The sequence below is a fragment of the Streptomyces sp. TP-A0356 genome, assembly GCF_001417775.1.
In the GTDB taxonomy this organism is placed as follows: domain Bacteria; phylum Actinomycetota; class Actinomycetes; order Streptomycetales; family Streptomycetaceae; genus Streptomyces.
Map to the genome: position 1 here is coordinate 454,663 of NZ_BBZJ01000013.1, position 23,459 is coordinate 478,121.

Consider the following 23,459-nt stretch of genomic DNA (forward strand, 5'->3'; position numbering starts at 1 on the left):
AACGGCGAACCCCCCGACGACCCGGTGTTCCCGCACTTGCGCCAGGATGTCAGGAACACATAAGCATCTGGAGGGGAACCCAGAACATGAGCTACAACCAGCCGGGCCCGTACGGCGGGCAGCCCCAGCAGCCCGGACCGTACGGTCAGCCGGGCCCCTACGGCCAGCCGCCGCAGGCCCCCCCGCCCGGCTACGGCTACCCACAGCAGGCCCCGCAGCCCGGCTACGGCTACCCGCAGCAGGCTCCCCAGGGCGTCCCTCCGCAGCAGAACCCGTACGGCCAGCAGCAGCCTCCCTACGGCCAGCCTCCGTACGGCCAGCAGCCCTACGGCGTCCCGCAGCCGCCGGCGCCGGACGGCGGCAAGAAGAAGACGGGGCTCGTGATCGGCGCGGTGGCCGTCGTGGCGGCGATCGCGGTCGGCGCCTACTTCGTGATCGGCGGGGGCGGGGGATCGGGCCTCTCGAACGACGGTCCGCACACGCTGACGACGCCGGCGAAGCTCCTGGGCAACTACAGCAGGGTCACCAAGGACGGTGCGACCGCCAATGACGCGTCGACCGTGAAGGACCTGGAGGCCAGCGGCGTGAAGAACGGCACGGCCGTCTTCGGGGTGTACTCCACCGCCAACCTCAGCAACTACAACCCGCAGGACCCGTCCACCGCGCCCAGCGCGGCGGAGCTCGCGACGGCCAAGGGCATCACCTTCGTCGGCGGCTACGGCGAGATCGCCGACCCCGGCGCCGCTCTGGACAAGTTCTTCGCCTCCATCAAGAAGTCGACCCAGGACAGCTCGTCGAGCAGCAGCACGGGCCAGAAGACCCAGCTGATCGGCGAGCCCGAGTCGGCGAGCCTCGACGGCGCGGTGATGAAGTGCCAGGCCGCCAAGGGCACGAACGCGGTGACCAAGAAGGAGAAGACGGACTGGTTCTGCGCCTGGGCGGACTACAGCACCCTGGCCATGGTCTCCCCCGGCGACAACACCGGGGACGTCTCCAAGGACACGGCGATCGACGTGACCACCAAGGTCCGCAAGGAGGTCCGCGTCAAGAAGTAGTGGACGCGGCGGCCCGACGGCGAAGCGCCCGGCACTTCTCGGTGCCGGGCGCTTCCTGCTGTGTGGGCGCGGTCACGCCGTCTTCTGCTCCCCCGTCCCACGCCCGCGGGCGTCCCGCGGGATGAGCGTCGGGTTCACGTTCGACAGGACCACGTCCGCCGTGATGACGACCCGGGCCACGTCCTTGCGGGACGGGACCTCGTACATCACCGCCTGGAGGACCTCCTCCATGATGGCGCGCAGGCCCCGGGCGCCCGTCTGACGGAGGATCGCCTGGTCCGCGATGGCCTCCAGGGCCTCGCGCTCGAAGTCCAGTTCCACACCGTCGAGTTCGAAGAGGCGCTGGTACTGCTTCACCAGCGCGTTGCGCGGCTCGACGAGGATCTGCAGGAGGGCCTTGCGGTCGAGGTTGTGGACCGAGGTGATCACCGGAAGGCGGCCGATGAACTCCGGGATCATCCCGAACTTCACCAGGTCCTCGGGCATCACGTCCTCGAACTGGTCCTTGGACTCCAGCTCGCGCTTGGAGCGGATCGTGGCGCCGAAGCCGATGCCCTTCGCGCCCGCACGCGCCTCGATGATCTTCTCCAGGCCCGAGAACGCTCCGCCCACGATGAACAACACGTTCGTCGTGTCGATCTGGATGAACTCCTGGTGCGGGTGCTTGCGGCCGCCCTGCGGCGGGACCGAGGCCGTCGTGCCTTCCAGGATCTTCAGCAGCGCCTGCTGGACGCCCTCGCCCGAGACGTCCCGCGTGATCGACGGATTCTCGCTCTTCCGGGCCACCTTGTCGATCTCGTCGATGTAGATGATGCCCGTCTCGGCCTTCTTGACGTCGTAGTCGGCCGCCTGGATCAGTTTCAGCAGGATGTTCTCGACGTCCTCGCCCACGTACCCCGCCTCCGTCAGCGCCGTCGCGTCGGCGATGGCGAACGGGACGTTCAGCATGCGGGCCAGGGTCTGCGCGAGGAGCGTCTTGCCGGAGCCCGTCGGGCCCAGCAGCAGGATGTTCGACTTCGCCAACTCGATGGCGTCGTCACGGCCTTGGGCGCCGCCGTTCTCACCGGCCTGCACCCGCTTGTAGTGGTTGTACACCGCCACGGACAGGGCCTTCTTCGCGGCCTCCTGACCGACGACGTACCCCTCCAGGAACTCGTAGATCTCGCGGGGCTTGGGGAGTTCCTCCCAGCGCACCTCGCTCGTCTCCGCGAGCTCCTCCTCGATGATCTCGTTGCAGAGATCGATGCACTCGTCGCAGATGTACACACCGGGGCCTGCGATGAGCTTCTTGACCTGCTTCTGGCTCTTGCCGCAGAACGAGCACTTGAGCAGATCGCCGCCGTCACCGATGCGTGCCACGGTGTGCTTCCCCTTCGCCTGGGAGACGCCTTGGATCCAGCGGCTCCTGGTGCTGCCTTATGTCCGACGGTACCTTGCCGGGCCCCCCGTTCGGGCCCCCCTTGGCACGGTTCACTTTGACGTGCACCGAGTCAACCGTGCCAAGGAGCGGCAGACGATACAGATCCGATCGGCGAATCCGGTGGATTCGCGTCAGCGGACCGCTGCGTTGTTCATCTTCCGGGTCGAGATGATCTCGTCGATCAGGCCGTACGCCAGCGCGTCCTCGGCCGTCAGGATCTTGTCGCGCTCGATGTCCTCACGGATCTTCTCGATCGGCGTGTTCGAGTGCTTGGCGAGCATCTCCTCCAGCTGCGAGCGCATCCGGAGGATCTCGTTGGCCGCGATCTCCAGGTCGGAGACCTGGCCGCGGCCCGTCTCGCTGTACGGCTGGTGGATCAGCACACGCGCGTTGGGGAGCGCCATGCGCTTGCCCGGGGTGCCCGCGGCCAGCAGGACCGCGGCGGCGGAGGCGGCCTGGCCCATGCAGACCGTCTGGATGTCCGGCTTCACGAACTGCATCGTGTCGTAGATGGCCGTGAGCGCGGTGAACGAGCCGCCGGGGCTGTTGATGTAGACCGAGATGTCACGGTCGGGGTCCATCGACTCCAGGCACAGCAGCTGCGCCATGACGTCGTTGGCGGAGGCGTCGTCGATCTGGACGCCCAGGAAGATCACGCGCTCCTCGAAGAGCTTCGCGTACGGGTCGTACTCGCGGATGCCCTGCGAGGTGCGCTCCACGAAGCGCGGGATGACGTAGCGGGACTCGGCGGACGGGCCGGTGTACTCGGCGCGCGCACGGCCGTAGAGGCCGCTGCCGGGGAAGTCGTTCACGGTGTCTCCTGAAAGGGGCTGGGGCGGTGGCTGAGGGGCTGGAGGGGCATGGAGGGCTCTACGGGGCCCGGTGGAGCCCTCGCGGGGCTGACCGGCCGGTGTGGGCCCGGTGCCGCCTTGGGGCTCTACCGGCCGTACGGGGCCCGGTGAGCCCTTACGAGCCCGCCCCGGTGCCTCCGCCGCCCGGTACGCCGGCAGCGGTGGTCATGACCTCGTCGATCAGGCCGTACACCTTGGCCTCCTCGGCGTCGAACCAGCGGTCGCGGTCGGAGTCGCGGGTGATCTGCTCGACCGGCTGACCGGTGTGGAAGGCGGTGAGCTCGGCCATGCGCTTCTTGGTGTGCAGCAGCCGCTCGGCGTGGATCTTGATGTCCGACGCGGAACCGGCGAGACCTGCCGAGGGCTGGTGGATCAGGATCTCGGCGTTGGGCAGGGCGAAGCGCTTGCCCGGGGTGCCGGCGCTGAGCAGGAACTGTCCCATGGAGGCCGCCATGCCCATGGCGATCGTCACCACGTCGTTCTTGATGTACTGCATGGTGTCGTAGATCGCCATGCCGGCCGTGATGGAACCACCGGGGCTGTTGATGTACAGGTAAATGTCCTTGTCCGGGTCGGCGGCAAGGAGCAGCAGCTGTGCGGTGATCCGGTTGGCGATGTCGTCGTCGACCGGCTGGCCGAGGAAGATGATCCGCTCGTTGAGCAGCCGGCTGTAGACCTGGTCACCGAGGCCGCCACCGATGGAAGGCTCGCCGGCGGCGGAGGGCATCAGATTCGTCACGTATCCACCTGCTCGTCTTACGACGGCGCGGGGCCGTCTCACGTGTTCTGCTGGGGCGTGGGACCCCGCGCGGCCGCCGCGGGGCGGCTTCGGGGACTCCCCTGCCCTCGTATTCATGGACCCTAACGCGCAGGCAGTCGGGTGCCATCCCGCTTCTGCGGGTGTTCGCTGTCAGCGCATGGAGGTTGGCTGCGCGGTGCCCGGGGGCCGACGGCGGTCATGTCGCCGCACCCCGGACGCCCGTGAGATCACCGTAGCTCCGACGGCGGCGGGTCGCCTCCGGTCGTCCGCGGCTGGTGGCGTGGAACCGCGCCCCCGCACGGCGCGGCATCGCCGACGGCGACGGGCCCCGGGACGCGCCGTGCGCCCCGGGGCCCGTCGGTGACCGGTGTGCCGGAGGGGTTACGCCTCCGGCTTCTCCTCGGCGTCCTGCTCGGTGGCCTCGGCGGAGCCCTCCGCCGTCTCGGCCTCCGTCTCGTCCTCGTCGTCCAGGTCGACGATCTCGCCGTTGGTGTCCTTGACGGTGGCGGCCTCGACGACCACCGCGAGGGCCTTGCCGCGGGCGACCTCGCCGACCAGCATCGGAACCTGGCCGCCCTCGACGACCGCCTGGGCGAACTGGTCGGGGGACATGCCGGAGGAGGCGGCGCGTCGCATGAGGTGCTCGGTCAGCTCCTCCTGGTTGACGTTCAGCTTCTCCTTGTTGACCAGCTCGTCGAGGACGAACTGGGTCTTGATGCCCTTGATCGCGGCCTCGCGCGTCTCGGTCTCGAACTCCTCGGCCGTCTTGCCCTGGATCTCCAGGTACCGGTCGAGGGTCAGACCCATCTGGCCGAGCTGGTGGTGCTCAAGGTTGTGCTTGCGCGTGTTGATCTCGTCCTCGAGGAGCTTCTCGGGGATCGGGACCTCGACCAGCTCCAGCAGCTCGTCCAGGACGCGCTCCTGGGCCTGCGTGGCCTGGTCGTACTGCTTCATGTTCCGAAGGCGCTTGCGGCTGTCCGCCTTCAGCTCCTCCAGCGTGTCGAACTCGGACGCGAGCTGGGCGAACTCGTCGTCCAGCTCCGGCAGTTCCCGGGAGGCGACCTGGGTGACCTTGACCGTCACCTCGGCCTCCTGGCCGGCCGCCGAGCCGCCCTTGAGCTCGGAGGTGAAGGTGGCCTCCTCGCCGGCCGACAGGCCCTTCACGGCGTCGTCGATGCCGTCCAGCAGCTCGCCGGAGCCGATGGTGTAGGAGACGCCGCTCGCGACGCCGTCCTCCAGGACCTCGCCGTCGACCTTGGCCTCCAGGTCGATGGTGACGACGTCGCCGTCCTCGGCGGCGCGCTCCACCGGGGTGGTCGACGCGAAGCGCTCACGCAGCTGCTCGACCGACTTCTCGATGTCCTCGTCCGTCACCTCGACGGCGTCGACCTCGACCTCGATGCCGGAGTAGTCCGGGATCTCGATGGTCGGGCGGATGTCGACCTCGGCGGTGAAGGACAGCAGCTCGTTGTCCTTCAGCTCGGTGATGTCGACCTCCGGCTGGCCCAGCGGGTTCAGCTCGGCCTCGTTGACCGCCTCGGTGTACAGCTTCGGGAGCGCGTCGTTGACGGCCTCCTCCAGCACGGCGCCACGGCCGAACCGCTGGTCGATGACCCGGGCCGGGATCTTGCCCTTGCGGAAGCCCTTCACCGTGACCTGCTGGTTGATCTTCTTGTACGCCGCGTCGAGGCTGTCCTTGAGCTCCTCGAAGGGCACCTCAACAGTGAGCCGAACCCGGGTCGGGTTCAGGGTCTCCACGGCGCTCTTCACGGTTCGGTCTCCTTGTGGCTGACTTCTTGGGGTTCTGCCGAGATGCTCCGCCCGGGAGGGGCGGGCCTTCGGCGGATCAGCGGGCCCCTGCCTGAGAGACATGGCAGTGCAGACACACGGGCGCGCAGCTTGCATAGTAACCGCAGCCGCTCAGCGCCCCAAAAGGCGATCACGCGAGCCGGCGCCCGGCAGGCGCCGGCCGGTGGTCGGGGTGGCGGGATTTGAACCCACGGCCTTCCGCTCCCAAAGCGGACGCGCTACCAAGCTGCGCCACACCCCGTCTGGTGCGACACGTAGGGTACATGCCCGGACCGGCTGCGTCGGCCGCTTTGTTCATGGGTGGGCGCGCGGAACAACGCGTTGGCCTACGAGGCGGACGACCCGCTACGATGCCTCCTGTGCCGCGGTCAGGGACCTGCGGCGCGTCCTGTTGCGGGCGTAGCTCAATGGTAGAGCCCTAGTCTTCCAAACTAGCTACGCGGGTTCGATTCCCGTCGCCCGCTCCATACTCAGGGCCAGGTCGGAGGATCATTCCCCCACCTGGCCCTGATCGTTTCCGGGGGCTCCGATCAGCCCTCCGTGTCCCCCGCGTCGCCCCTTGGGCTTTCGATCTTGTTTCTTCCACGGTGTGTGGGTCGACGGCAGACGGGATGGGAGCTGGGGAGAGTGGTGGGTTGAGGTGGGAAAGCAGCAGCAGGCTCAGGGACTACTGCAAGCCTGCCGCGCTCCGAGCATCGAGGTCTGAGAAGAAGCGGTCCACGATCTCGCTGTTGGCGGCACTTTCGAGAGGCTCGCCGACTACCCGGCCGGCCAACTCCGTAGCCAACGACACGATGTCTCCCCGTAGCTCCGTCTCCGCAATGACCAGATCGGCCGCGAGCTGCGCCTGAGCCTCCGCAATCATCGCCTCGCGTTCCCGCAGGCCCTCAGCACGAATCTCGGCGATCAGTTGCCTGCCCTGCTCCAAAGCCCCCTGACGCAGGCGGGCCGCCTCGTGTCGGGCCTCAGCCAGCTCCTCGCGATACTCGGCGAGGACTTCACCCGCCTCCATCGTCAACTGTTCAGCACGTTCCACCTGGCCCTCGATTGCGCCCTTCCGCTCATCGAGGACCTTGTTGACGCGCGGCAAAAGAACCTTGGTCACAGAGACGAAGACCACAGCGAAGGTCACCACGCACACGACTGTCGGCGCGAGCCCAGGTATCAGAATGCCCATGCCAAGATCGTATGGGAGCCACCTGCACGTTGAGGAGCACTTCAAGTAATAGCTTGCTCCCATCTGGTGGGCATCGGATGACTGACGGCCCGCGTGCCCGTTGCGTGCCCGTTCCGTCGGATCGTGGCAGGGGCTGACGGGGAACAGCGGCGGCGACCACGCTCCGGACCAGGGCAGGGACTTCGCAGGTCGGCCGGGACCCGCATACGCCGTCTTCCAAACGAGCTACGCGGGTTCGATTCCCGTCGCCCGCTCCATACGGCTCAGGGCCAGGTCGGAGGTCATTCCCCCGCCTGGCCCTGATCGTTTCCGGGAGCCCCCGGCGCGGGCCCTGGATCGGGTGCGGGAGCCTTGATCGCGCACGGATGACCGGACCGTGCGATGGGTGACGGCCGCGCCCGTGATCGCGCGCAGCGGCGCGCGTGTCGGCGCCACTGGGCGATCATGCTCATGCCGCCCTTGCGCAGGCGGTCCTCGATACGGCGACCGGCCGCCTCCACCGGGTTCGCGTCGCCGGGTCCGTCTCGCCGGGTTCACGTCGCCGGGTTCGCGTCGCGCGGCGGACATCCTTCGCACGCCTTCCACCGTCGGCGGGCACGGACGAGCCGGTCAGAAGCCGATCGAGTTGATCGTCTGCGCTATGGAACTGAGGAACCGGTTGATGGACGGAGCCATGCCGGTGGAAGCGAGGAAGAAGCCGAAGAGGATCGCCACGATCGCCGGACCGGCCTTGATCGAGCCCCCTCGCATCAACACCACCAAGATGATCGCCAAAAGCAGCACCACTGACAGCGAAATGGCCACAACTGATCACACCCTCGGTCGGTCCGCTCTCCCGGCCCGGGGGCGCCATCCCCTGCGCACCCCCGCCAGAACCATCGTGCCACCAACGGGCCCGCCGTATGCGACCGGTGAGGCATCGTCGACCACCTCGGTCGCACGGACCGCAGCGGCCAGGTGGTCGGGCTCCCTTGAACCCCCTGTTTCCGCACGGCATTTGGGCGGTTCCGGACAGGAATGTGACAGCGATGGTTTCCATGCCCACACATCACGTCCGCAGGTAGTGGGAATTCTCTCGACAACGCCCTTCGACCGGACGTTCCGCCAGAGTCGCCCGCGAACGTTATGCACCCTTTGGTCGGGATCAATGCGGACACAACGACCGTGAACGACCGTGTGGGGCGGGAGAATCGGCGCGATCGTCCATGTGCGCGAGAACATGCCCCGGCAATGCCGACTTCCTCCCCCGAGGGACAGCGCACGCGTTAACCGCGATGCTGAGCAAGGGATTACGCCGGGACAAGGCCCTGGCGTCGCCCGTTACGCGGCGCCCTTCAGGTGGCGGATCAGCCTCTCGAAGTCCTGCCATCCCGACAGGTCCCCCGGGTCTCCCGGCAGCGGGTAGTACAGCGCCGGGCGGGTCTTCGGTCCCAGGGGGACCGGGGCCTGCGACAGCGGTGTGCGGCGGGCCCTGTCGCCCGGCATCGCCCGGACCTCCTCCGCGCCGAGGACGAACGCGAACGGGACGCCCGGACCCTCGAACCGCGGCGGGACCGACAGGTCGCGGCGGGCCTTGCGGATCTGGACCAGCATCGACTGGAGGTCGTGCCGCATGGCCAGCACCTCGGCGGCCGCCCGCACCGCGTCCGTGGGCACCTCCTCCCCCGGCCCGTAGCCGAACGCCAGCGTCACGTCCTCCTCGATCCCGCCCTCCGTACGGCTGACACGGACCGTCGCGAGCCCCGGACGCTCGGGCGTGCCGACGACCACCAGCCAGGTCGGGGCGGGCGAGCGCTCGTGTGCCACGTCCGTCACCTGCCGCAGCGACCAGGGCAGGTTGGCCGGCTCCTCGGTGCCCCAGCCCGCCGGCGGCTCACCGGTGATCTCGCGCCACACGGCTTCCAGGGCGCCGCCCAGTACCAGGCGGTCGTCGGCCGGGTGGATCGCCCGGTAGGAGATCGCCAGTTGGCGCTCCCCGTCGTCCCGGATGTCCTTCTTGAAGGAGTCCGCCACCGGAGTGCGCGGGTCCTGCGGCGTCGCCTCCGCGGACTCGACCGTCACGAACAGGCCGTTGTTCCACTCCAGTACGGCCCCGGAGAGCCCGTCGTAGTAGCCGTCCTTCTCGTCCTGCACGACCCAGCGGCAGGGCCAGCCCGGCAGGCTGTTGCGGACTGCGGGCGAGAGGCGGGTGCCCGCGGGGGTGACGATCTGCAGACCCAGCTCGGCGTCGGCCGCGGCGCGCAGGGCGTCCGAGAGCCACGCCGTCATCGCGACGACCGGGCGGTCCTGGATGACGACGGCGACCTTGTCGGTGAGCACGTCCACGGCGGGCTGCGCCGCGGCGGGCGTCGGCACCGCGCTCACCCCGTCGGTCTTCACCACGGCCAGGGACGTCGCGGCCGCCGGCGGCCAGGCGGTGCCGCCGACCAGCGTGGCCAGGCGCGCCGCGAAGGTGCCCGCGAGCTGTTCGGCCTCCTTCACCCCGGTGGTGGCCCGGGCCTCGGTCCACCAGTACGGCACGGGCGGTTCCGTGGCCCCGAGCAGACGCTCGGCCTCGCCGCGCACCTGCACCAGCAGCGGCGCCTCGACCGAGACGAGCGGGCGCCCCTGTTCGTCACAGAGCTGCACGACCGCCCCGTCGCCCTCCGTTCCCACCAGCTTGTCCGGGCCGCCGGAGAGCAGACCCGCGATCACGCTCAGCGGGTCGGGCATCTTCCGGGTGAGGGCGATGACGTCCTTGGTCATGGGGTCGGCCGGTCCTTCGTGCTGTTCGGTTCTGGTGTCGTACGCCGGTGCTGTCCCGGATCCCCCGCAGGAGACGTCCGGTTCACCGGGGCCCCGCGTACACGGTCTGGATCAGCCGGTTCGGCTCGCCCCGGCGCACCAGCACCCCGCGCCCCGACGGCTGCTGGGTGGCGTACACGCCGGGGAAGAGCTGGCCCTCGCTGCGGTCGCCCGCCATCACCAGCGCCGAGGCGCCCGATTCGCGCAGGCCCTGCAGCAGCGGCTCGTACAGGCCGCGGGAGGCGCCCGCGACGCGGCGGGTGACGATGAAGTGGAGGCCGATGTCGACGGCCGAGGGGATGTAGGGCAGGAAGGGGGCCAGCGGCTGCTGCCCGGCGGTCGTGAGGACGTCGTAGTCGTCGACCAGGATCACGATCCGCGGGCCCGTGCCCCAACTGCCCGGCTCCAGGTCCTCGCTGTCCGCGCTCTCGTCGGGCAGCCGCTTCTCCAGCTCGCCCGCGATGCCGGCCGACAGGGCCCCGGCCAGCTTGGAGTTGTAGGCGTAGCCGCCGCGGTACTCCTCCGGGATCGCGCCGCGCAGCCCGCGGCGCGGGTCCATGATCCCGAAGACCAGCTCGTCCTCGCCGTAGCGCTCGATGAGGCCGTTCGCGATGACCTTCAGCAGGTTGGTCTTGCCGCACTCGCTGTCGCCCATGATCAGCAGGTGCTGGTCGTGTTCGAACAGGTCGAGCAGGACGGGTGCCAGTCGGTTCTGGTCGAGGCCGATGGGGACCCGGCGCGGTTCGGCCACCGGGCCCGGGAGCAGCTGGGGCTCCAGGACGTGCGGCAGCACGCGGACGGGCTGGGCGACGTCGCCGGTCCAGGTGGCGCGAATCGTACGGGCGGTGCGCTCCAGGACCGCGCCGAGGTCCGCGGTGTCGGCGAGACCGTCCGTGCGGGGCAGCGCGACCTGGGCGAACAGCTTGCCGTCGGTGAGGACGCGGCCCTTCTCCTCGGGCGCGAGCGTCTGGGCGAGCTTGCGCTCGATGCTGGACTCGCCGGGGTCGTTCAGCCGCAGCTCGACGCGGGTGCCGAACTGGGACTGGGTGGCGATGCGCACGTCGTTCCAGCGCAGCATGCCGGCGACGACGTGGATGCCGTAGCCGCCTCCCCGCTTGAGGATGTCGACGACGGCGTCGTCCAGTTCCTCGAAGTCGTCGCGCAGAGCGCCGAAGCCGTCGATGAGCAGCACGATCTCGGTGGAGGCCAGCTCGGGCAGCCGGCCCGCCGCGCGCAGGTCCCGCAGTTGCTCCAGCGAGTCGATGTTGTGGATGCGGAACAGTTCCTCGCGCTGGTCGAGCATGCCGAGCACGGAGTCGATGGTGCGTGCGGCGCGCTCGCGGTCGGCGCGGCCCGCGACCCCGCCGACGTGCGGGAGCCCGGCGAGGGCCTGGAGGCCGCCGCCGACCAGGTCGAGGCCGTAGATGCCCACCTCCTGGGGCGTGTGGGTCAGCGCCAGGGAGAGGGCGAGGGTGCGCAGGAGCGTGGTCTTGCCGGACTGCGGGCCACCGATGACCGCCGCGTGGCCGCCCGCGACCGTCAGGTCCAGGTACCACTGGCCCTGCCACTGCTTGGTGGGGTCGTCGAGAACGCCCATCGGCACTCGGAGAGGGCCCCTCCGCCCGGCGAGCTGCATGCCGCGTGCGCCGACCTCGACGGGCCCCGCGACCTTGTCGAGGGCGATGGCGTCGGGCAGCGGGGGCAGCCAGATCTGGCGTACGGGCCCGGTGCCCGCGTTCTCGATCTGCTCGACCATGACGCCCATCTCGGTCGGCCCGGTCTCCCGGCGCCGCACCTGGGGCTCCTCCGGACCCGAACCCTCCGCCTGCCCGAGGGTGTTGAAGGCCTCGTACTCCAGGGCGAGCGGCCCGGTGTCCTCCGTCTCACGCTGGACGGGACCCCGGTAGGCGCCGGAGACGTAGCTCGCCTTGAACCGCTCGTAGTGGCTGGTGTCGACCTTGAGGTAGCCGAAGCCGGGCAGTGGCGGAAGGTGGAAGGCGTCCGTGGTGTCCAGCACCGTACGTGACTCGTCGGCGGAGAAGGTGCGCAGACCGAGCCGGTAGGACAGATAGGTGTCCAGGCCCTTGAGCTTGCCGCCCTCGATGCGCTGGCTGGACAGCAGCAGGTGCACCCCGATGGAGCGGCCGATGCGGCCGATGGACAGGAAAAGGTCGATGAAGTCCGGCTTGGCGGTGAGGAGTTCGCCGAACTCGTCGATGACGACGAACAGGTGCGGCAGCGGCTCCAGGTCGGGTCGCCGCTCGGCGCGCAGGGCGGCGTAGTGGCCGATGTCGGCGACGTTGCCCGCGTCCTTGAGGACCTGCTGGCGGCGCTTGACCTCACCGGCGAGCGACGCGTGCACGCGCTCGACGAGGCCCGCCTGGTTCTCCAGGTTGGTGATCACACCGGCCACGTGCGGGAGGTCCGCGAAGGGGGCGAAGGTGGCGCCGCCCTTGTAGTCGACGAGGACCAGGGCGAGGTCCTCCGGCGGGTGCGTGGCGACGAGGGCGAGCACGAGGGTGCGCAGGAGTTCCGACTTGCCGGAACCGGTGGCGCCGACGCACAGGCCGTGCGGGCCCATGCCCAGCTCGGAGGACTCCTTCAGGTCCAGCAGGACCGGCTCGCGGCTGTCGCTGATGCCGATCGGGACGCGGAGGAAGGCGCGTTCGCCGCGCGGTGCCCACAGACGGTCCAGGTCGAGGTGGGCCACGTCGTCGATGCCGAGCAGCTCCGCGAAGTCGACCGGGCCCGTCAGCGGCGCGTCCACCATCGACTCGGCGGACAGCCGCAGCGGGGCGAGCATCCGGGCCAGGCCCTCGGCGAACGGGATGCTCACCTCGTCGACGGTGCCGTGCGCGCTGATCGGTTCCGCCTCGCGCAGGTCCTCGATGACGATCCGGTCGCCGTCCACGGTGATCCGGACGCCGACGTGGCCCGGCTCCTGCACCCGCTGGTCGAGCAGATGCAGCACGGTGACGCCCATGTCGCGCAGGCCCACCGCGTCATCGGGGCGCGGCAGGTCGACGGCGTCCCCGCCGTGCCCGTCCGTGACGACGAGCAGCCGGGAGGACATGGCGAGCGCGTCCTTGCCGGACAGACCGCGGCGCACCTCGGCCGCGAAGGAGGCCCGGCGGCGCAGCTCGGGGCCCATCCGGCGGGCCAGCTGGGGCAGCGAGGGGGCGATACGGCGGGCGGCGACGGGACCGTCGAACTGCTCGGTGTCGAGCAGGTGCGGCAGCCACTTGGCCCACTCCCACTCCGCGAGCCGGTCGCCGGGCACGGCGAGCGCCATGGCCACGTCGTCCGGGGCGTGCGTGGCGGCGGCCTGGGCCATCAGGGCGCGGGCCACCCGCAGGGTGTCCTCGCGGTCGCCGATGACGCTGATGTTGCCGACCCGGTCGAGCGGGACGGTGAGCGGGACTTCGGTACCGGTGCCGAAGCGGGCCGTCAGCGCGGAGGCCTCGTTGAGCATGAACTGGTCGGGCGGGGTGAGTACGGAAGAGCTCTGCTGGCCGACCTTCAGATCCCGTACGGGCATCTCGCCGGTGCCGACGCGCACGCGCAGGAAGTCGCCGTCCACCCGGCGCCGCTCCCACAGCCGCGCCGGGTCGCGGACGATGTCGTACAGCGCGTCCGGCGGCGGGTTGAGCACCTGGGCCGTCTCGCGCCGCTCCCGCTCCTCCTTGGACAGTTCGTCGCGCAGGTCCTCCAGGTACGCGAGATAGGCCTCGCGCTGGGTACGGCGCGTGCGCTGGGCCTTGCCGCGCTGGGAGAAGACCATGGCCATCGAACCGGCGACGGTGACCAAGAGGATGATCGCGCCCAGCCCGGCGAACTGGCTGTTGCGCACGACGGTCATCATCACGACGGACGACATCACACCGGCCACGGGCAGCAGCGAGGTCGCGATGGAACCCGTCTTGCCCTCGGGCAGGTTGGGCGGTGCCTCGATGGTGCGCGGTGCGGGTGCCGCCGGGGGCCTGGTGGTGCGGGCCGGGCGGTGGATCAGTCTTGTGCTCATGTGCGGTGTTCCTCCCCCGGTTCAGCGGCGGTTCTGGGAGAGCTGGAAGACCTCCGCCGCCAGGCGGGTGGCGGCCCGCCGGGTGGCGTGCGCGAGGAGTTCGGTGCGGATCGGGCCGCCCGCCGCCAGGTGCCGGTCGTAGGGCAGTAGGTGGACCCGGGCGCCGGTCGCCTTCAGCGTCTCGGCGGCCTTGGCGGCGTCGAGCCCGGTGTGCGGGACCATCTCGGTCAGCGTGACGACGGTCCCCTCGATGACGTGCCGGGGCAGTCCGCGCATCCACTCCAGCACGGCGTACGTGCTGGAGACGCCCTCCAGGGTGGCGGGCGCCGTCAGCACCCGGGCCTGGGCGGCGGACAGCGCGACACGGGCGACCTCGGCGGGCAGGGTCTCGCAGTCCACGACGGTCACGCCGAAGTAGCGGCGCAGGAGCACCATGACCTTCTCGTACGCCCTGGTGTCGAGCATCGCGCCGATCTGGCCCTGGCTGCCGGGCAACAGCCAGGCGTTGTCGGGGAGTTGGACCAGGTAGCCGGTGACGTCGAGCAGCGACATCTGCGGCTCCACGATGCCCGCGAGGTCGCCGGTGGTCCACCGCAGCGTCTCGGCGCCGAGCCGCAGCGGCAGCGAGCCGAGCGCCGGGTCGGCCTCGACGAGGAGCGTCGGGTCGTGCCGGTAGTGCGCGTACGTGGTGCCGAGCAGCGCGGCGACGGTCGTCTTCCCGGCTCCGCCGCGGATGGAGGTGACGGCGATCTGGCGGCCGGTGGTCACGGCCTGCTGAAGCACTTCGGCGGTGGCGGTGGCCCCGGCGACCTCGCGGGCGGCGGAGGAGGAGACGGTACGGCGCACCGCGCGCAGGGCGCGGGCGGTGAGCGCTTCGCCGTGGCGGGGCTTGAGCCCGGCCCCGGCGAGCTGCTTGTCCACGACCGGGCGGGAATCGGGGGTGCGGGGCCGGGCGGCGGAGTGCTGGGCGGGGGCCTGCTGGGGGGCGTACGCCTGCTGGGGCTGCGCCGGTACGCCCTGGTGGCCGGCGTATGCCTGCGCGGGCCCGGGCTGCCGGGGGTGGCCGGGCGCCTGGCCCTGCGCGGGTGCGCCCTGTGGGTGCCCGGCACCGGCGGCGGGGGTGGGGGTGCCCTGCGGCTGGGAGTGGGGCTCCGGCTGCCCGGAGGCGCCCCTCAGGTCGCGCAGCACGTCGCTCTGCCAGTTGTCGCCGTTCGGCATGTCGCCCTTCTCTCCTGTCCGCCCCGCCCGGAGCGGCAGCACCATGTCAGAACTTGTTGAGCAGCTGCCCGTAGATGCCGAAGACGCCGACGAGGAGCGGGAACAGCCCGATCACGCCGATCGACTCGATCAGGTCGGCGACCCGCCGCAGCCGTACCTGCACATGTTCCGGCGGCTGTACGGCCAGGACGAGCAGGGGCAGCACCGCGGCCGCGCACAGCACCGCGAGCGGCCCGGCGCCCGCGGAGTGGTCCATCCACAGCACCACCAGGCGTACGACGAGCAGCGCGGCGGCGGCGAACAGCGCGATCACCTCGGCGACCAGCGGGAAGGCCCGGGCCCGGGACAGCAGCACGACGGCGACCAGCGACGCGAGGGTCACGGTCCATACGGTCGGCCGGTGCGCGGTGGTCAGCAGCCATCCCCCGGTGGCGGCCGACGCGGAGGTGACGACGGTGGCGAGGGCGAGCCCGCGGTGGGTGGCCGCCAGCGCGTTGCCGACCTGGTGCCGGCTGACGGAGACGCCTCCCGACCTGCGGTCGTCGAGCCCGGTGAGCCCGGAGGCCATCAGCGCGAACCGGGGCAGCAGGCCGAGCAGCACCACGGAGAACACCGCCATCACCGCGCCGAGCCGGGCGGGTTGGTCCTGTACGGCGGCCACGGCCTCCCACACCACGGCGATGGCGGCGGTGGTCCCGGCGCCGATGAGCCCACCGCGGCCGAGCGGGGAGAACAACGCGAGCAGGACGAGGGTGAGCACCAGCGCGGCCACGACAGCGGCGAGCCGGGCCGTGGCCGGCCAGGCGTAGGCGTCGGCGGCGGTCCAGGCGGTGAGCGGCCCGAGGCCGCCGGAGGCGAGCAGGAGTGCGGTGGCCAGGCCACGGTTGCCCTCCCCGGCCTTGGCGACGACCGCCCCGGCCACGAGGAAGAGGACGGTGGCGGCCACGAGCCCGGTCGTGAGGGACCCCAGGGCGAACTCGCGCCGGGCGAGCACGGCCGCGGTCACCGCGAAGGCGAAGGTGGCCACGCCGGCGGTGACCCGCCGGGCGCCGGGCCGCCAGCGCCAGGCGCGCAGATCGAGATCGTCGGCGACCTGGTCCGTGACGTCGTGCACCACGGGCGCGGGCGGCGCGGCATGGGCCCGGACGAGCCGGAGCACGGCGCCGTCGGCGACCTCGGCGGAGGACAGCGTGGCGTCATGGGGCAGCACCGAGCCGTCGGAGGTGATCAGCTGCCGGGTCATCGGGCGGACGGCGGTTCGGTCGTCGAGCAACTGCAGGATGTCAGGGAGCAGTTGGCCGATCGGGGTGTCCGACGGAAGGACGATGTCGGCTCGCCGTCGCTCGCCGACCAGGGTGACCCGGCTCAGCTGGGCCCGGGAAGTCGTTGCTGTGCTCACCACTTACGGGAACCTATCATCGTGATGTTGTCCGAATCGGGGCTTCCATACGGGGGTTCCGTGCAGGCCCACCACACGCTCACGGCGTGCGGCTGCCGGAGGGCGTGCGGGACGCGCTCCCCGACGGGTCGTACATCTGCTCCTGCTGCTGTTGCTGCTTCTTCTGCTCGGCCTTCTGCTTGGCCAAGGTGGCCTGGAGGAAGGACCAGCCGACGCATCCGGCGCACAGCACGGCGGCGATCGCGATACCCGCGAACACCTTGCCGAGCCGCTCGTCCACCGTGCGCCGGCCGCGCTGGGCGCCGAACAGCAGCGCGTCGCGCATCCGCCGGCGGCGCACCGCCACCGACTCCAGCAGCTGGCTGTCGTAGTCCCGTGCCATTCAGTCGTCCTGTGCCTTCGTGGTCGTACGTCGTCGCCGGGGTCGGAACGTCACTCATCCGCGCCGAGGCCGAGGTACTGCCGCATGGTGGCGTACTTGCGGGTGAGCCGCTCGGCGGTGGGGGCGTCGAGGGTGGCGAGCCGGTGCGGGTCGGCGTTGTGCGCGAGGTCGGCGGCCTTGACGAGCCGGGCGCCCGGGGTGGCGAGAATACGCCGCGCGTACGCCGCGGGCTCCTCGCCGGGGTGCTTGGTGACGGCCCGCACGACGTCCTTGGTCACCTGCGACAGGGGGGCGGCCTCCAGCCACTCCTCGCTGAGCACACCGTCCTCGACCGAGTCGTGCAGCCAGGCGGCGGCGACGAGTTCGGCCCCGCCGCCGCGCGCGCGTACGCCTTCGGCGACGGCCCGCAGATGCTCCTCGTACGGCCGCCCGGCCTTGTCCTTCTGCGCGGCGTGCGCGGCGCACGCGACGGCCTCGACCTCGGCCGGGCTCATGAGCGGCATGACATGCTCCCCCTAACTTTGCCTGTGCAACATAAGGCATGCGAGAGCCGGCGGTACACCCTGGGGGCGGCCGGGCACGCGTGGGACGGACGGTGGGTCAGTACGGGGCGGGCACGGCGGCCTGGAGCTTCTTCACCTTGGCACTGGCGACGACGTTCCAGAGCAGGGTGAGCGGGGTGAACAGCACCAGGGAGAGGGGGCTCCACCAGCCCTGCCAGAGCGTCTCCGTGGTCAGCTTCCTGTACACCTGCATCCCGCAGCCATGGCACATGGGCCCTTCCAGCTTCCGGAACGTCATGAGGACGAGGAGCCCACGGTGGGCGCGGAAGGTGACGTCGACGGCGGGGGCGGAACCGCAGAACCGGCAGGTGAGGTAGGGGCCGTGGCCCTGAGGAGCGGCCCACTGGCCCGCCGGGGCGGCGGGGTTGGCCTGCTGGGCGTAGGGATTGCCCGGTGGGGTGGTCATGGGGAGGGGGCTCCTGGGGACGGGGTTCCTGGTGAATCGGGTGCCGTAGGGCGGTTGTGTCTATCGCGGGGGAGGGTCTGGCGCCAACTCGGTTCCGGCGGCCGCGTACCAGCCGCGAAGGGACTCCGCCACGGCGTCGAAGAGCCCGATCTCCACGGCCTCGGCGATGGTCCCTTCACAGGGCCGCTCCGCGATCACGACGGCGGTCGCGGCGCGCACGGCGTCCGCGGGATGCATCCGCCCGCCGGGCGGAACTTCAGGCACCTCGCCGGCCGTCCACCGATGCTCGGGAGTGACGGCCCCGACACCCGACAGCGCGGTGACGGCACGCAACAGGGGCTTGCTGTAGATCGGGTACGGCCACTGATACACACCGTTCGCCTGTTTATGGCCCCCGCCCCACTGTATGTTCCGGTCCTCGTCCGTAAGGGCCTCGACGGCGTCGGCCAGTTCCCGCCAGGCGGCGTGGTCGTCCTGGCGGAGCTGGGCGAGGAGCCGTCGGTCGTCGGCCGGGGTGACGGTACGGGCGAGTTCCTGGATCGCGGCGGTACCGGGGGCACCGGTGACGGGCCCGACGTACGGTTCGCGGCTGAGTTCGGTGAGGACGGCGACGGGGGCGAGGCCGCGCTGACGCGCGTCATCGGCCTTGCGGGCCCACTCCGCCCCCGCCCGGTACGCACTTCTGCTGCTCGCCGCCCGCTGAATCCACCCGACGGCGGTGGCGTCACCCCACACGTACCCGATCACTTCCCCATCGGGCGCGCTGACGGTGACGTAGTGCACGGGGTGGACCATGCGGACAGGGCCGTACGGACCGGCCAAGGCCTTCACGACGGCGAGGGTCGGGGCCTCGGCGAGGGAGCCCGGCAGGGCCCGGCCTCTGTTGCCCTCCGGGTCGGCCAGCAGCTCCGCGAGGGCCTGGGACGGCAGGATGCCCCGACCCTTGGCCTCCTCCAGGCGGTGGAACCAGCCGGAACCCTCCATCAAGGCCCGGGGGCCGGCGGCCTGCCGAGGTTCCCATGCGGCGGCGTCGTCCTCGTCCCCGGCCCACACGTACCCGAGAACCACGCCGTCCCGCTTGCCGACCACCGCGAAGTACTGCACCGGCTTCTCGGTCCGGCCCTGGTAACGCGACGGTCCCGGCGACACCTGGTTGAACCACATGTCGTCGTCCAGATGCGGGTTGACGGGGGGCTGTTCAGTCACCCTGGGCCAGGGCTTCGACCGCGGCGGCGTTCGGGGCGTCGGTCAGGGAGCCGGGCAGGGGCCGACCGTTGCCGCCCGGCTCCCGGTCGCCGTACAACTCGGCGAGAGCCTGGGACGGCTGGAGGCCCCGTTCCTTGGCTTTGCGCAGCCGACTGATCCAGGACATGCCCTCGTTCACCCCCCGGGGCCCGGCAGCCTGCCGCGGTTCCCACGCGGCAGCCTCCTCTTCGTCGCCGGCCCACACGTATCCGAGGACCGCACCGCTCTGCTTGTCGACCACCGTGAAGTACTGCACCGGCTTCTCGGTCCAGTCCCGGTAGCGCGGCGGACCGCCCGGCTTCTCGACGAACATCAGGTCGTCGTCGAAGCGCGGGTTGATCGGCTGCTCACTGCTCATGAAGTCCACATTCCTCTAGCTCTACCTGATGCGCAACGGCGGTCCGGCCGACGACCGGCCTCCAACTTTGCTGGCGGGCCAGGTCCGCCGAGGCCGTTCCCTACGGCCTCGGCAGGACCTCACCGTAGACGTGCCACTTGCCCGCCTCGTCCATGAAGACGCGCGTCACCTTGTACTCCGTACCGCTGGCGAGGAGCAATTCCCGTTCTCCGGGGTTTGCGGAGATGTGGTCGATCCAGAGGGCAGGCGTACCCTTCGGCACCCGCCAGTGCATGTACACCGGCTTGTGCCTGAAGGGCCCGGGCACCGTCTTGCCGAGCGCCGTGGAGGTGTACGCGGGGTCGTCGTACGTGTTGCCCAGCATCTCGAGTGGCGACCTCAAGTTGAGGTGGTCGATCCCAGTGCCGCGGATGACCATGACGTCCTCGGGCACAGGGCGGGCGCCCATGACCTGATTCATCTCGTCGATGGTGTGCAGGACCTTGGGGGACACGTCGGGGTATTTGCCCCGGAGGTGGCCGTTGATCTGCGTGTAGTAGAAGCCGCTGTAGGTATGCAGCGCCTCCCTCTTGGAGGGCTCGAGCTGGTCCAGGAAGTCGTTCCAGTACGCGTCGCCGTAGTTCTGCCCCGCTTCGTCGGTCACGCTGGGCGCGGGGTTCGTGCCGCGCTCCAGTTCGGCTGTGGCCACCGCGTGCTTCTCCGCGTCGGTGGCCAGCTGGTTGAAGTCGTCCACCGACATGTGCGGCTTGTACTCGAACGGCTCCCCGGCCCCGCCATGCCCTGGCACATCCGTTCCGCGCTGGCCGGGGACAGCCGGGGTGTCGGCGCCGTGGTGGGCGCCGGTGTCCGCCAGATCGTGAGGGACACCCCCGTGGTCGCCGACGTGCGCGGCGTCGTGACCCGTGCCGTCGTGGCCCGCGTCATGGTGGTCGTGCCCGGACCCGTCGTGCCCGGACCCGTCGTGCCCGGACCCGTCGTGCCCGGACCCGTCGTGCCCGGACCCGTCGTGCCCGGACCCGTCGTGCCCGCCCGGCGGCGTGTCGTGGCCGCCTGGGTGCGGCGTGGTCGTCGGGGCGTCGTGCGGGTTGCCGGGCACCTCGTGCGTCGTGGTCGGCACGTCGTGCGTGGGGCTGACCGTCGTCTCGTGGTACCACGCGGGGGTCGGGCCGGAGTGACCGCCCGCCGAGACCGCGTCCTTCGTGCTGTGCGGGATGCCGCCGTGGACACCGTCGCTCGGGGCATGCGTGGCGGGGCTGTGGACGTCGGCGCCCGCGGAGTGCGGAACCCCGCCGTACACACCGTGCGAGGTGTGCGGCATGCCGCCGTACACACCGTCCGTCGTGTGCCCGACTCCACCGTGCACACCGTCCGCCGCCGCGTGGGTGACCCCCGCGGGCACCGGCGGCTGGTTCGGGATCGTCCAGTGGGCGGGGAGCCCAGGGGCCACCTCATGGGGCACCGGCGTCTTGTCGATGGTGCCGTCGTGCCCGAGGAGGTTGCCGTTCGTGTCCAGCAGGCGGCCGTCCGGCAGATGCACGGAGCCGTCCGGCAGCTTGGGGATGTCGACGTGGCCGATGCCCTTCAGCGCCTTGGTGACATCGCCGATCTTCGACAGACCCGCACCCACGCCCTTGCCGACATACGTCATCGGGTCGATGATCCGGCCCGCCTTGCCCGCCAACGAGATCGCCTTCGCGACCGCGCCCGCCTTGCCCGCGCCCGCCACCGCCGCACCCTCACCACCCGTGAACACGGTCGTGAGCACGTTGAAGGTGACCGCGCCCGCGGCCCGAGCCGGATTCTTGCCCCACTCGTCCCACGCCACCAACGCCTTGCCGGTCTGCTTCATCGTGTTCCGCGACTCACGCAACCACGACGGCATCATGTTGTCCGGCATCGTCCAGAACAACGCGTTCATGCCAGGGATCGTGGAGATCGTCAGACCGGTCGCCAGCTGCGCAAGCCCCTTCCACGCCTGACCCATCGCCGCCCAGCCATCGCACCCCACCAGCGTGCCCAGGCCCTTGATCGTCCCCCAGATACCGTCCACGACGATGCCGTCCCACAGGAACGACTTCACCCAGTGGCCGATCTCGTACCAGTGGTGCTTCTGCTCCACCGGGTCACCCCAGGGAAGCTTCGCGTTCTTCATGTCCGCCGCGTTGAACCCGTACTGGTCCTTACGGTCCGAACCATCCCCCGCCACCATCTGCGTGCCATGGAACAACGCAGTGATCTTGTTGTGGCAGGTCCGCTCCGCCGCCCAGAACGCCGCCACCGTCGCGGTGATCTCGTCCCGGATCTGGTTGTGCCGGTGGACCTTGTCCTCGTCGTACTCCCAGTCCTTGTCGTCCTTCACCGAGCTGACGAACGTCGTCGCGTCGGCCTTCAGCTGCTTCAGCTTCTCGACAAGAGGACGGACCTCGACCGCATACGACGACAGCGCCGAGGACACCTTCTCCAGACCGTCCGCGAAACCATGCGCCCGCTCCGCCACCGGCTTCGTCGTCGCGAACAGCAACTCCGCCTCCGGCGCCTTGTAATACGCCGACAAGCCCTGGAACTGAGAATGGACATCCTGACCCGTGGAACGCAGATGCGACGCATCCGCCTTCAGATCACCGTAGTCCTTCTCCAGCTCCGCCAGGTTCCCCGTGAACTGCGGAATCTCCTCCGGCTTGATCACGCCCGCCCCGCCCCCGGCATGTCCACCCGCGGCGCCGCCAGCGCCCTGCGCTGCGCCTCCCGCGCCATATGCTCATCTCCCCGCAGATACGCCGTCGTCGCATCCACCGCACCCTGCAACGACTTACCAGCACGCGCCGCGATGAACTGCAGATCCTTCGTCGCATGCTCCGCGTACTGCGAGAGCGCAAGGGCCACCAGACCACCCTGCTGCTTCCCGGACCCCTCCCCGCCCCCACCCTCCGCGGAAATGGTGCCGGCATGACTCGCCGCCGACGTCAGATGCTTCCCGAACGCCTTCGCATGATCCTCGATGTGCGACGCCGTCGTACCCGTCGTCCTCAACACATGCGAAATACCCTGCGGCTTCAGATCCCAGCCGGTCATCCCGCGTCGCCCTCTGTTCCCCGTCGATCCACCGTCGAACCCTCAGCCGATGTTGTGAACCGCCGCCTTCGCCTTCGCCAGCGTCGACTGCGCCGTCGAGTCATTCAGCTCCAACGTCGACTTCAGCAACGCGATGATGCTCTTCACCTCCTGCGACGCACTCTTCCACCGCTGCTCCTTGCCGTGGTACTCGTCCGCCACCCCATCGGCCCTGAAGTCGGCCATCGCCGCCTTCACCTGACGGTCACGCTCCGCGATCAACGTCTCCAACTGACCGATCACCGACTGGATGTGACCCTGCACATCCGCCGACGCACCCGTGTCATACGACCGACGGTCCGCACCCGAACCCGCCATCACACACCACTCCCCGTAATAGAGACATCCACCGAAACGTCCACCGAAACACCCACGGACACGACCATCGACACGACCATCGACGCGTCCGCCGACACGACCACCGAGGGGCCCACCGACACGACCACGGAAGGGCCCACCGAGAGGCCCACACCGCCACCGGACACAGCGACGCTCAGCGGAACCGCGCCCCGTCGAAGTTCGCCGCCCCCATCTGACGCCGCGCGTTCTCACCCTGCTCCTGGTCACCCGACCCGAACGCCGACTCCATCCCCGACTGACCGCCCAAGATCGCCGCCAGCGAACCGTTCAGCTCCTTCGCGATCCCGTCCGCCCGCGCCTTGAACTGATCGAACGCCACCCGGCCCGCACCGTGGAACTTCCCCTCCAACGGCTCCGCCGCCTGCGCCAACTGACGCACCAGCGACCCCAGATCGCTACTCGACCCACGCGAGTCCTTCATCAGCGTCGACAGGGTCTGCGCCCCCATGTCGAACTTCATCGCGACCTCCCCGTTCTCAGCAGCCGGTACGCGCTCCGCACCCGGCGTATACCAAGTCATCTCTATCAACTCAGCGATTG

20 protein-coding genes and 2 tRNA genes are annotated in these 23,459 nt (G+C 70.3%); 2 read left to right on the forward strand and 20 right to left on the reverse strand.

Annotated elements, in window-relative coordinates:
• Positions 1-86 precede the first annotated feature (86 nt).
• Positions 87-1,055, forward strand: a complete 969-nt coding sequence (locus ASC56_RS05300; RefSeq protein ID WP_055490002.1) for a hypothetical protein — start codon at positions 87-89, stop codon at positions 1,053-1,055.
• A gap of 72 nt (positions 1,056-1,127) precedes the next feature.
• Here the strand turns inward: ASC56_RS05300 and clpX are convergent, their stop codons facing one another.
• The 5 genes from clpX to ASC56_RS05325 form a co-directional block, all read right to left on the reverse strand.
• Positions 1,128-2,414, reverse strand: a complete 1,287-nt coding sequence (clpX, locus tag ASC56_RS05305; RefSeq protein ID WP_055490003.1) for an ATP-dependent Clp protease ATP-binding subunit ClpX — start codon at positions 2,412-2,414, stop codon at positions 1,128-1,130.
• Positions 2,415-2,606: 192 nt separating this feature from the next.
• Positions 2,607-3,287: an ATP-dependent Clp protease proteolytic subunit gene (locus ASC56_RS05310; protein WP_055490004.1), complete on the reverse strand. Its 681-nt coding sequence runs from the start codon at positions 3,285-3,287 to the stop codon at positions 2,607-2,609.
• A gap of 154 nt (positions 3,288-3,441) precedes the next feature.
• On the reverse strand, positions 3,442-4,053 hold the full coding sequence (locus tag ASC56_RS05315) for an ATP-dependent Clp protease proteolytic subunit (protein WP_055490184.1): 612 nt from the start codon (positions 4,051-4,053) through the stop codon (positions 3,442-3,444).
• 414 nt (positions 4,054-4,467) lie between these two features.
• Positions 4,468-5,856: a trigger factor gene (gene tig / locus ASC56_RS05320; RefSeq protein WP_055490005.1), complete on the reverse strand. Its 1,389-nt coding sequence runs from the start codon at positions 5,854-5,856 to the stop codon at positions 4,468-4,470.
• Between the two features lie 203 nt (positions 5,857-6,059).
• Positions 6,060-6,136: transfer RNA gene (locus tag ASC56_RS05325), tRNA-Pro, on the reverse strand.
• A gap of 152 nt (positions 6,137-6,288) precedes the next feature.
• On the opposite strand from ASC56_RS05325, the gene ASC56_RS05330 reads away from it, so the two are divergent.
• Positions 6,289-6,362: transfer RNA gene (locus ASC56_RS05330), tRNA-Gly, on the forward strand.
• Positions 6,363-6,562: 200 nt separating this feature from the next.
• On the opposite strand, the gene atpF is transcribed toward ASC56_RS05330, so the two are convergent.
• The 15 genes from atpF to ASC56_RS05405 form a co-directional block, all read right to left on the reverse strand.
• Positions 6,563-7,072, reverse strand: a complete 510-nt coding sequence (gene atpF, locus ASC56_RS05335) for a F0F1 ATP synthase subunit B (RefSeq protein WP_055490006.1) — start codon at positions 7,070-7,072, stop codon at positions 6,563-6,565.
• Positions 7,073-7,681: 609 nt separating this feature from the next.
• Positions 7,682-7,876, reverse strand: coding sequence for a hypothetical protein (locus tag ASC56_RS05340; RefSeq protein ID WP_055490007.1), 195 nt, complete (start codon positions 7,874-7,876; stop codon positions 7,682-7,684).
• 516 nt (positions 7,877-8,392) lie between these two features.
• Positions 8,393-9,817: a DUF6177 family protein gene (locus tag ASC56_RS05345; RefSeq protein WP_055490008.1), complete on the reverse strand. Its 1,425-nt coding sequence runs from the start codon at positions 9,815-9,817 to the stop codon at positions 8,393-8,395.
• Between the two features lie 82 nt (positions 9,818-9,899).
• Positions 9,900-13,877 (reverse strand): type VII secretion protein EccCa, encoded by a 3,978-nt coding sequence (gene eccCa, locus ASC56_RS05350; RefSeq protein WP_055490009.1) that lies wholly within the window; start codon positions 13,875-13,877, stop codon positions 9,900-9,902.
• Positions 13,878-13,898: 21 nt separating this feature from the next.
• Positions 13,899-15,095 carry a MinD/ParA family protein gene (locus tag ASC56_RS05355; protein ID WP_055490010.1) on the reverse strand — a complete coding sequence of 399 codons (1,197 nt, stop codon included), beginning with the start codon at positions 15,093-15,095 and terminating at the stop codon, positions 13,899-13,901.
• Positions 15,096-15,141: 46 nt separating this feature from the next.
• Positions 15,142-16,497, reverse strand: a complete 1,356-nt coding sequence (gene eccD, locus ASC56_RS05360) for a type VII secretion integral membrane protein EccD (RefSeq protein WP_055490011.1) — start codon at positions 16,495-16,497, stop codon at positions 15,142-15,144.
• 76 nt (positions 16,498-16,573) lie between these two features.
• Positions 16,574-16,876, reverse strand: a complete 303-nt coding sequence (locus tag ASC56_RS05365; RefSeq protein ID WP_055490012.1) for a hypothetical protein — start codon at positions 16,874-16,876, stop codon at positions 16,574-16,576.
• A gap of 50 nt (positions 16,877-16,926) precedes the next feature.
• Entirely contained in the window at positions 16,927-17,379 is a 453-nt protein-coding gene (locus tag ASC56_RS05370; RefSeq protein ID WP_055490013.1) for an HD domain-containing protein, read from the reverse strand.
• Positions 17,380-17,476: 97 nt separating this feature from the next.
• Positions 17,477-17,845 carry a hypothetical protein gene (locus tag ASC56_RS05375; protein ID WP_055490014.1) on the reverse strand — a complete coding sequence of 123 codons (369 nt, stop codon included), beginning with the start codon at positions 17,843-17,845 and terminating at the stop codon, positions 17,477-17,479.
• Between the two features lie 60 nt (positions 17,846-17,905).
• Positions 17,906-19,051, reverse strand: coding sequence for a DUF6508 domain-containing protein (locus ASC56_RS05380; RefSeq protein ID WP_055490015.1), 1,146 nt, complete (start codon positions 19,049-19,051; stop codon positions 17,906-17,908).
• Positions 19,044-19,448 (reverse strand): hypothetical protein, encoded by a 405-nt coding sequence (locus ASC56_RS05385; RefSeq protein WP_055490185.1) that lies wholly within the window; start codon positions 19,446-19,448, stop codon positions 19,044-19,046. The genes ASC56_RS05380 and ASC56_RS05385 overlap by 8 nt, the downstream gene beginning before the upstream one ends.
• 100 nt (positions 19,449-19,548) lie before the next feature.
• Positions 19,549-22,134, reverse strand: coding sequence for an ADP-ribosyltransferase (locus ASC56_RS05390; protein WP_055490016.1), 2,586 nt, complete (start codon positions 22,132-22,134; stop codon positions 19,549-19,551).
• Positions 22,131-22,520, reverse strand: a complete 390-nt coding sequence (locus ASC56_RS05395; RefSeq protein WP_055490017.1) for a DUF6507 family protein — start codon at positions 22,518-22,520, stop codon at positions 22,131-22,133. Before ASC56_RS05395 ends, ASC56_RS05390 begins: the two co-directional genes overlap by 4 nt.
• 42 nt (positions 22,521-22,562) lie before the next feature.
• On the reverse strand, positions 22,563-22,877 hold the full coding sequence (locus tag ASC56_RS05400) for a pore-forming ESAT-6 family protein (RefSeq protein WP_055490186.1): 315 nt from the start codon (positions 22,875-22,877) through the stop codon (positions 22,563-22,565).
• A 175-nt stretch (positions 22,878-23,052) separates the two neighbouring features.
• The gene (locus ASC56_RS05405; protein ID WP_055490018.1) at positions 23,053-23,379 is read right to left on the reverse strand and encodes a hypothetical protein; all 327 of its coding nucleotides are present in this window, start codon (positions 23,377-23,379) and stop codon (positions 23,053-23,055) included.
• Between the last annotated feature and the right edge of the window lie 80 nt (positions 23,380-23,459).

Coding starts and splice junctions, on each gene's coding strand:
- ASC56_RS05300 (WP_055490002.1), top strand. CDS start 87: ATGAGCTACAACCAGCCGGGCCCGTACGGCGGGCAGCCCCAGCAGCCC.
- ASC56_RS05315 (WP_055490184.1), bottom strand. CDS start 4,053: ATGCCCTCCGCCGCCGGCGAGCCTTCCATCGGTGGCGGCCTCGGTGAC.
- atpF (WP_055490006.1), bottom strand. CDS start 7,072: ATGGGCATTCTGATACCTGGGCTCGCGCCGACAGTCGTGTGCGTGGTG.
- ASC56_RS05345 (WP_055490008.1), bottom strand. CDS start 9,817: ATGACCAAGGACGTCATCGCCCTCACCCGGAAGATGCCCGACCCGCTG.
- eccCa (WP_055490009.1), bottom strand. CDS start 13,877: ATGAGCACAAGACTGATCCACCGCCCGGCCCGCACCACCAGGCCCCCG.
- ASC56_RS05355 (WP_055490010.1), bottom strand. CDS start 15,095: ATGCCGAACGGCGACAACTGGCAGAGCGACGTGCTGCGCGACCTGAGG.
- ASC56_RS05365 (WP_055490012.1), bottom strand. CDS start 16,876: ATGGCACGGGACTACGACAGCCAGCTGCTGGAGTCGGTGGCGGTGCGC.
- ASC56_RS05370 (WP_055490013.1), bottom strand. CDS start 17,379: ATGCCGCTCATGAGCCCGGCCGAGGTCGAGGCCGTCGCGTGCGCCGCG.
- ASC56_RS05375 (WP_055490014.1), bottom strand. CDS start 17,845: ATGACCACCCCACCGGGCAATCCCTACGCCCAGCAGGCCAACCCCGCC.
- ASC56_RS05385 (WP_055490185.1), bottom strand. CDS start 19,448: ATGAGCAGTGAGCAGCCGATCAACCCGCGCTTCGACGACGACCTGATG.
- ASC56_RS05395 (WP_055490017.1), bottom strand. CDS start 22,520: ATGACCGGCTGGGATCTGAAGCCGCAGGGTATTTCGCATGTGTTGAGG.
- ASC56_RS05400 (WP_055490186.1), bottom strand. CDS start 22,877: ATGGCGGGTTCGGGTGCGGACCGTCGGTCGTATGACACGGGTGCGTCG.
- ASC56_RS05405 (WP_055490018.1), bottom strand. CDS start 23,379: ATGAAGTTCGACATGGGGGCGCAGACCCTGTCGACGCTGATGAAGGAC.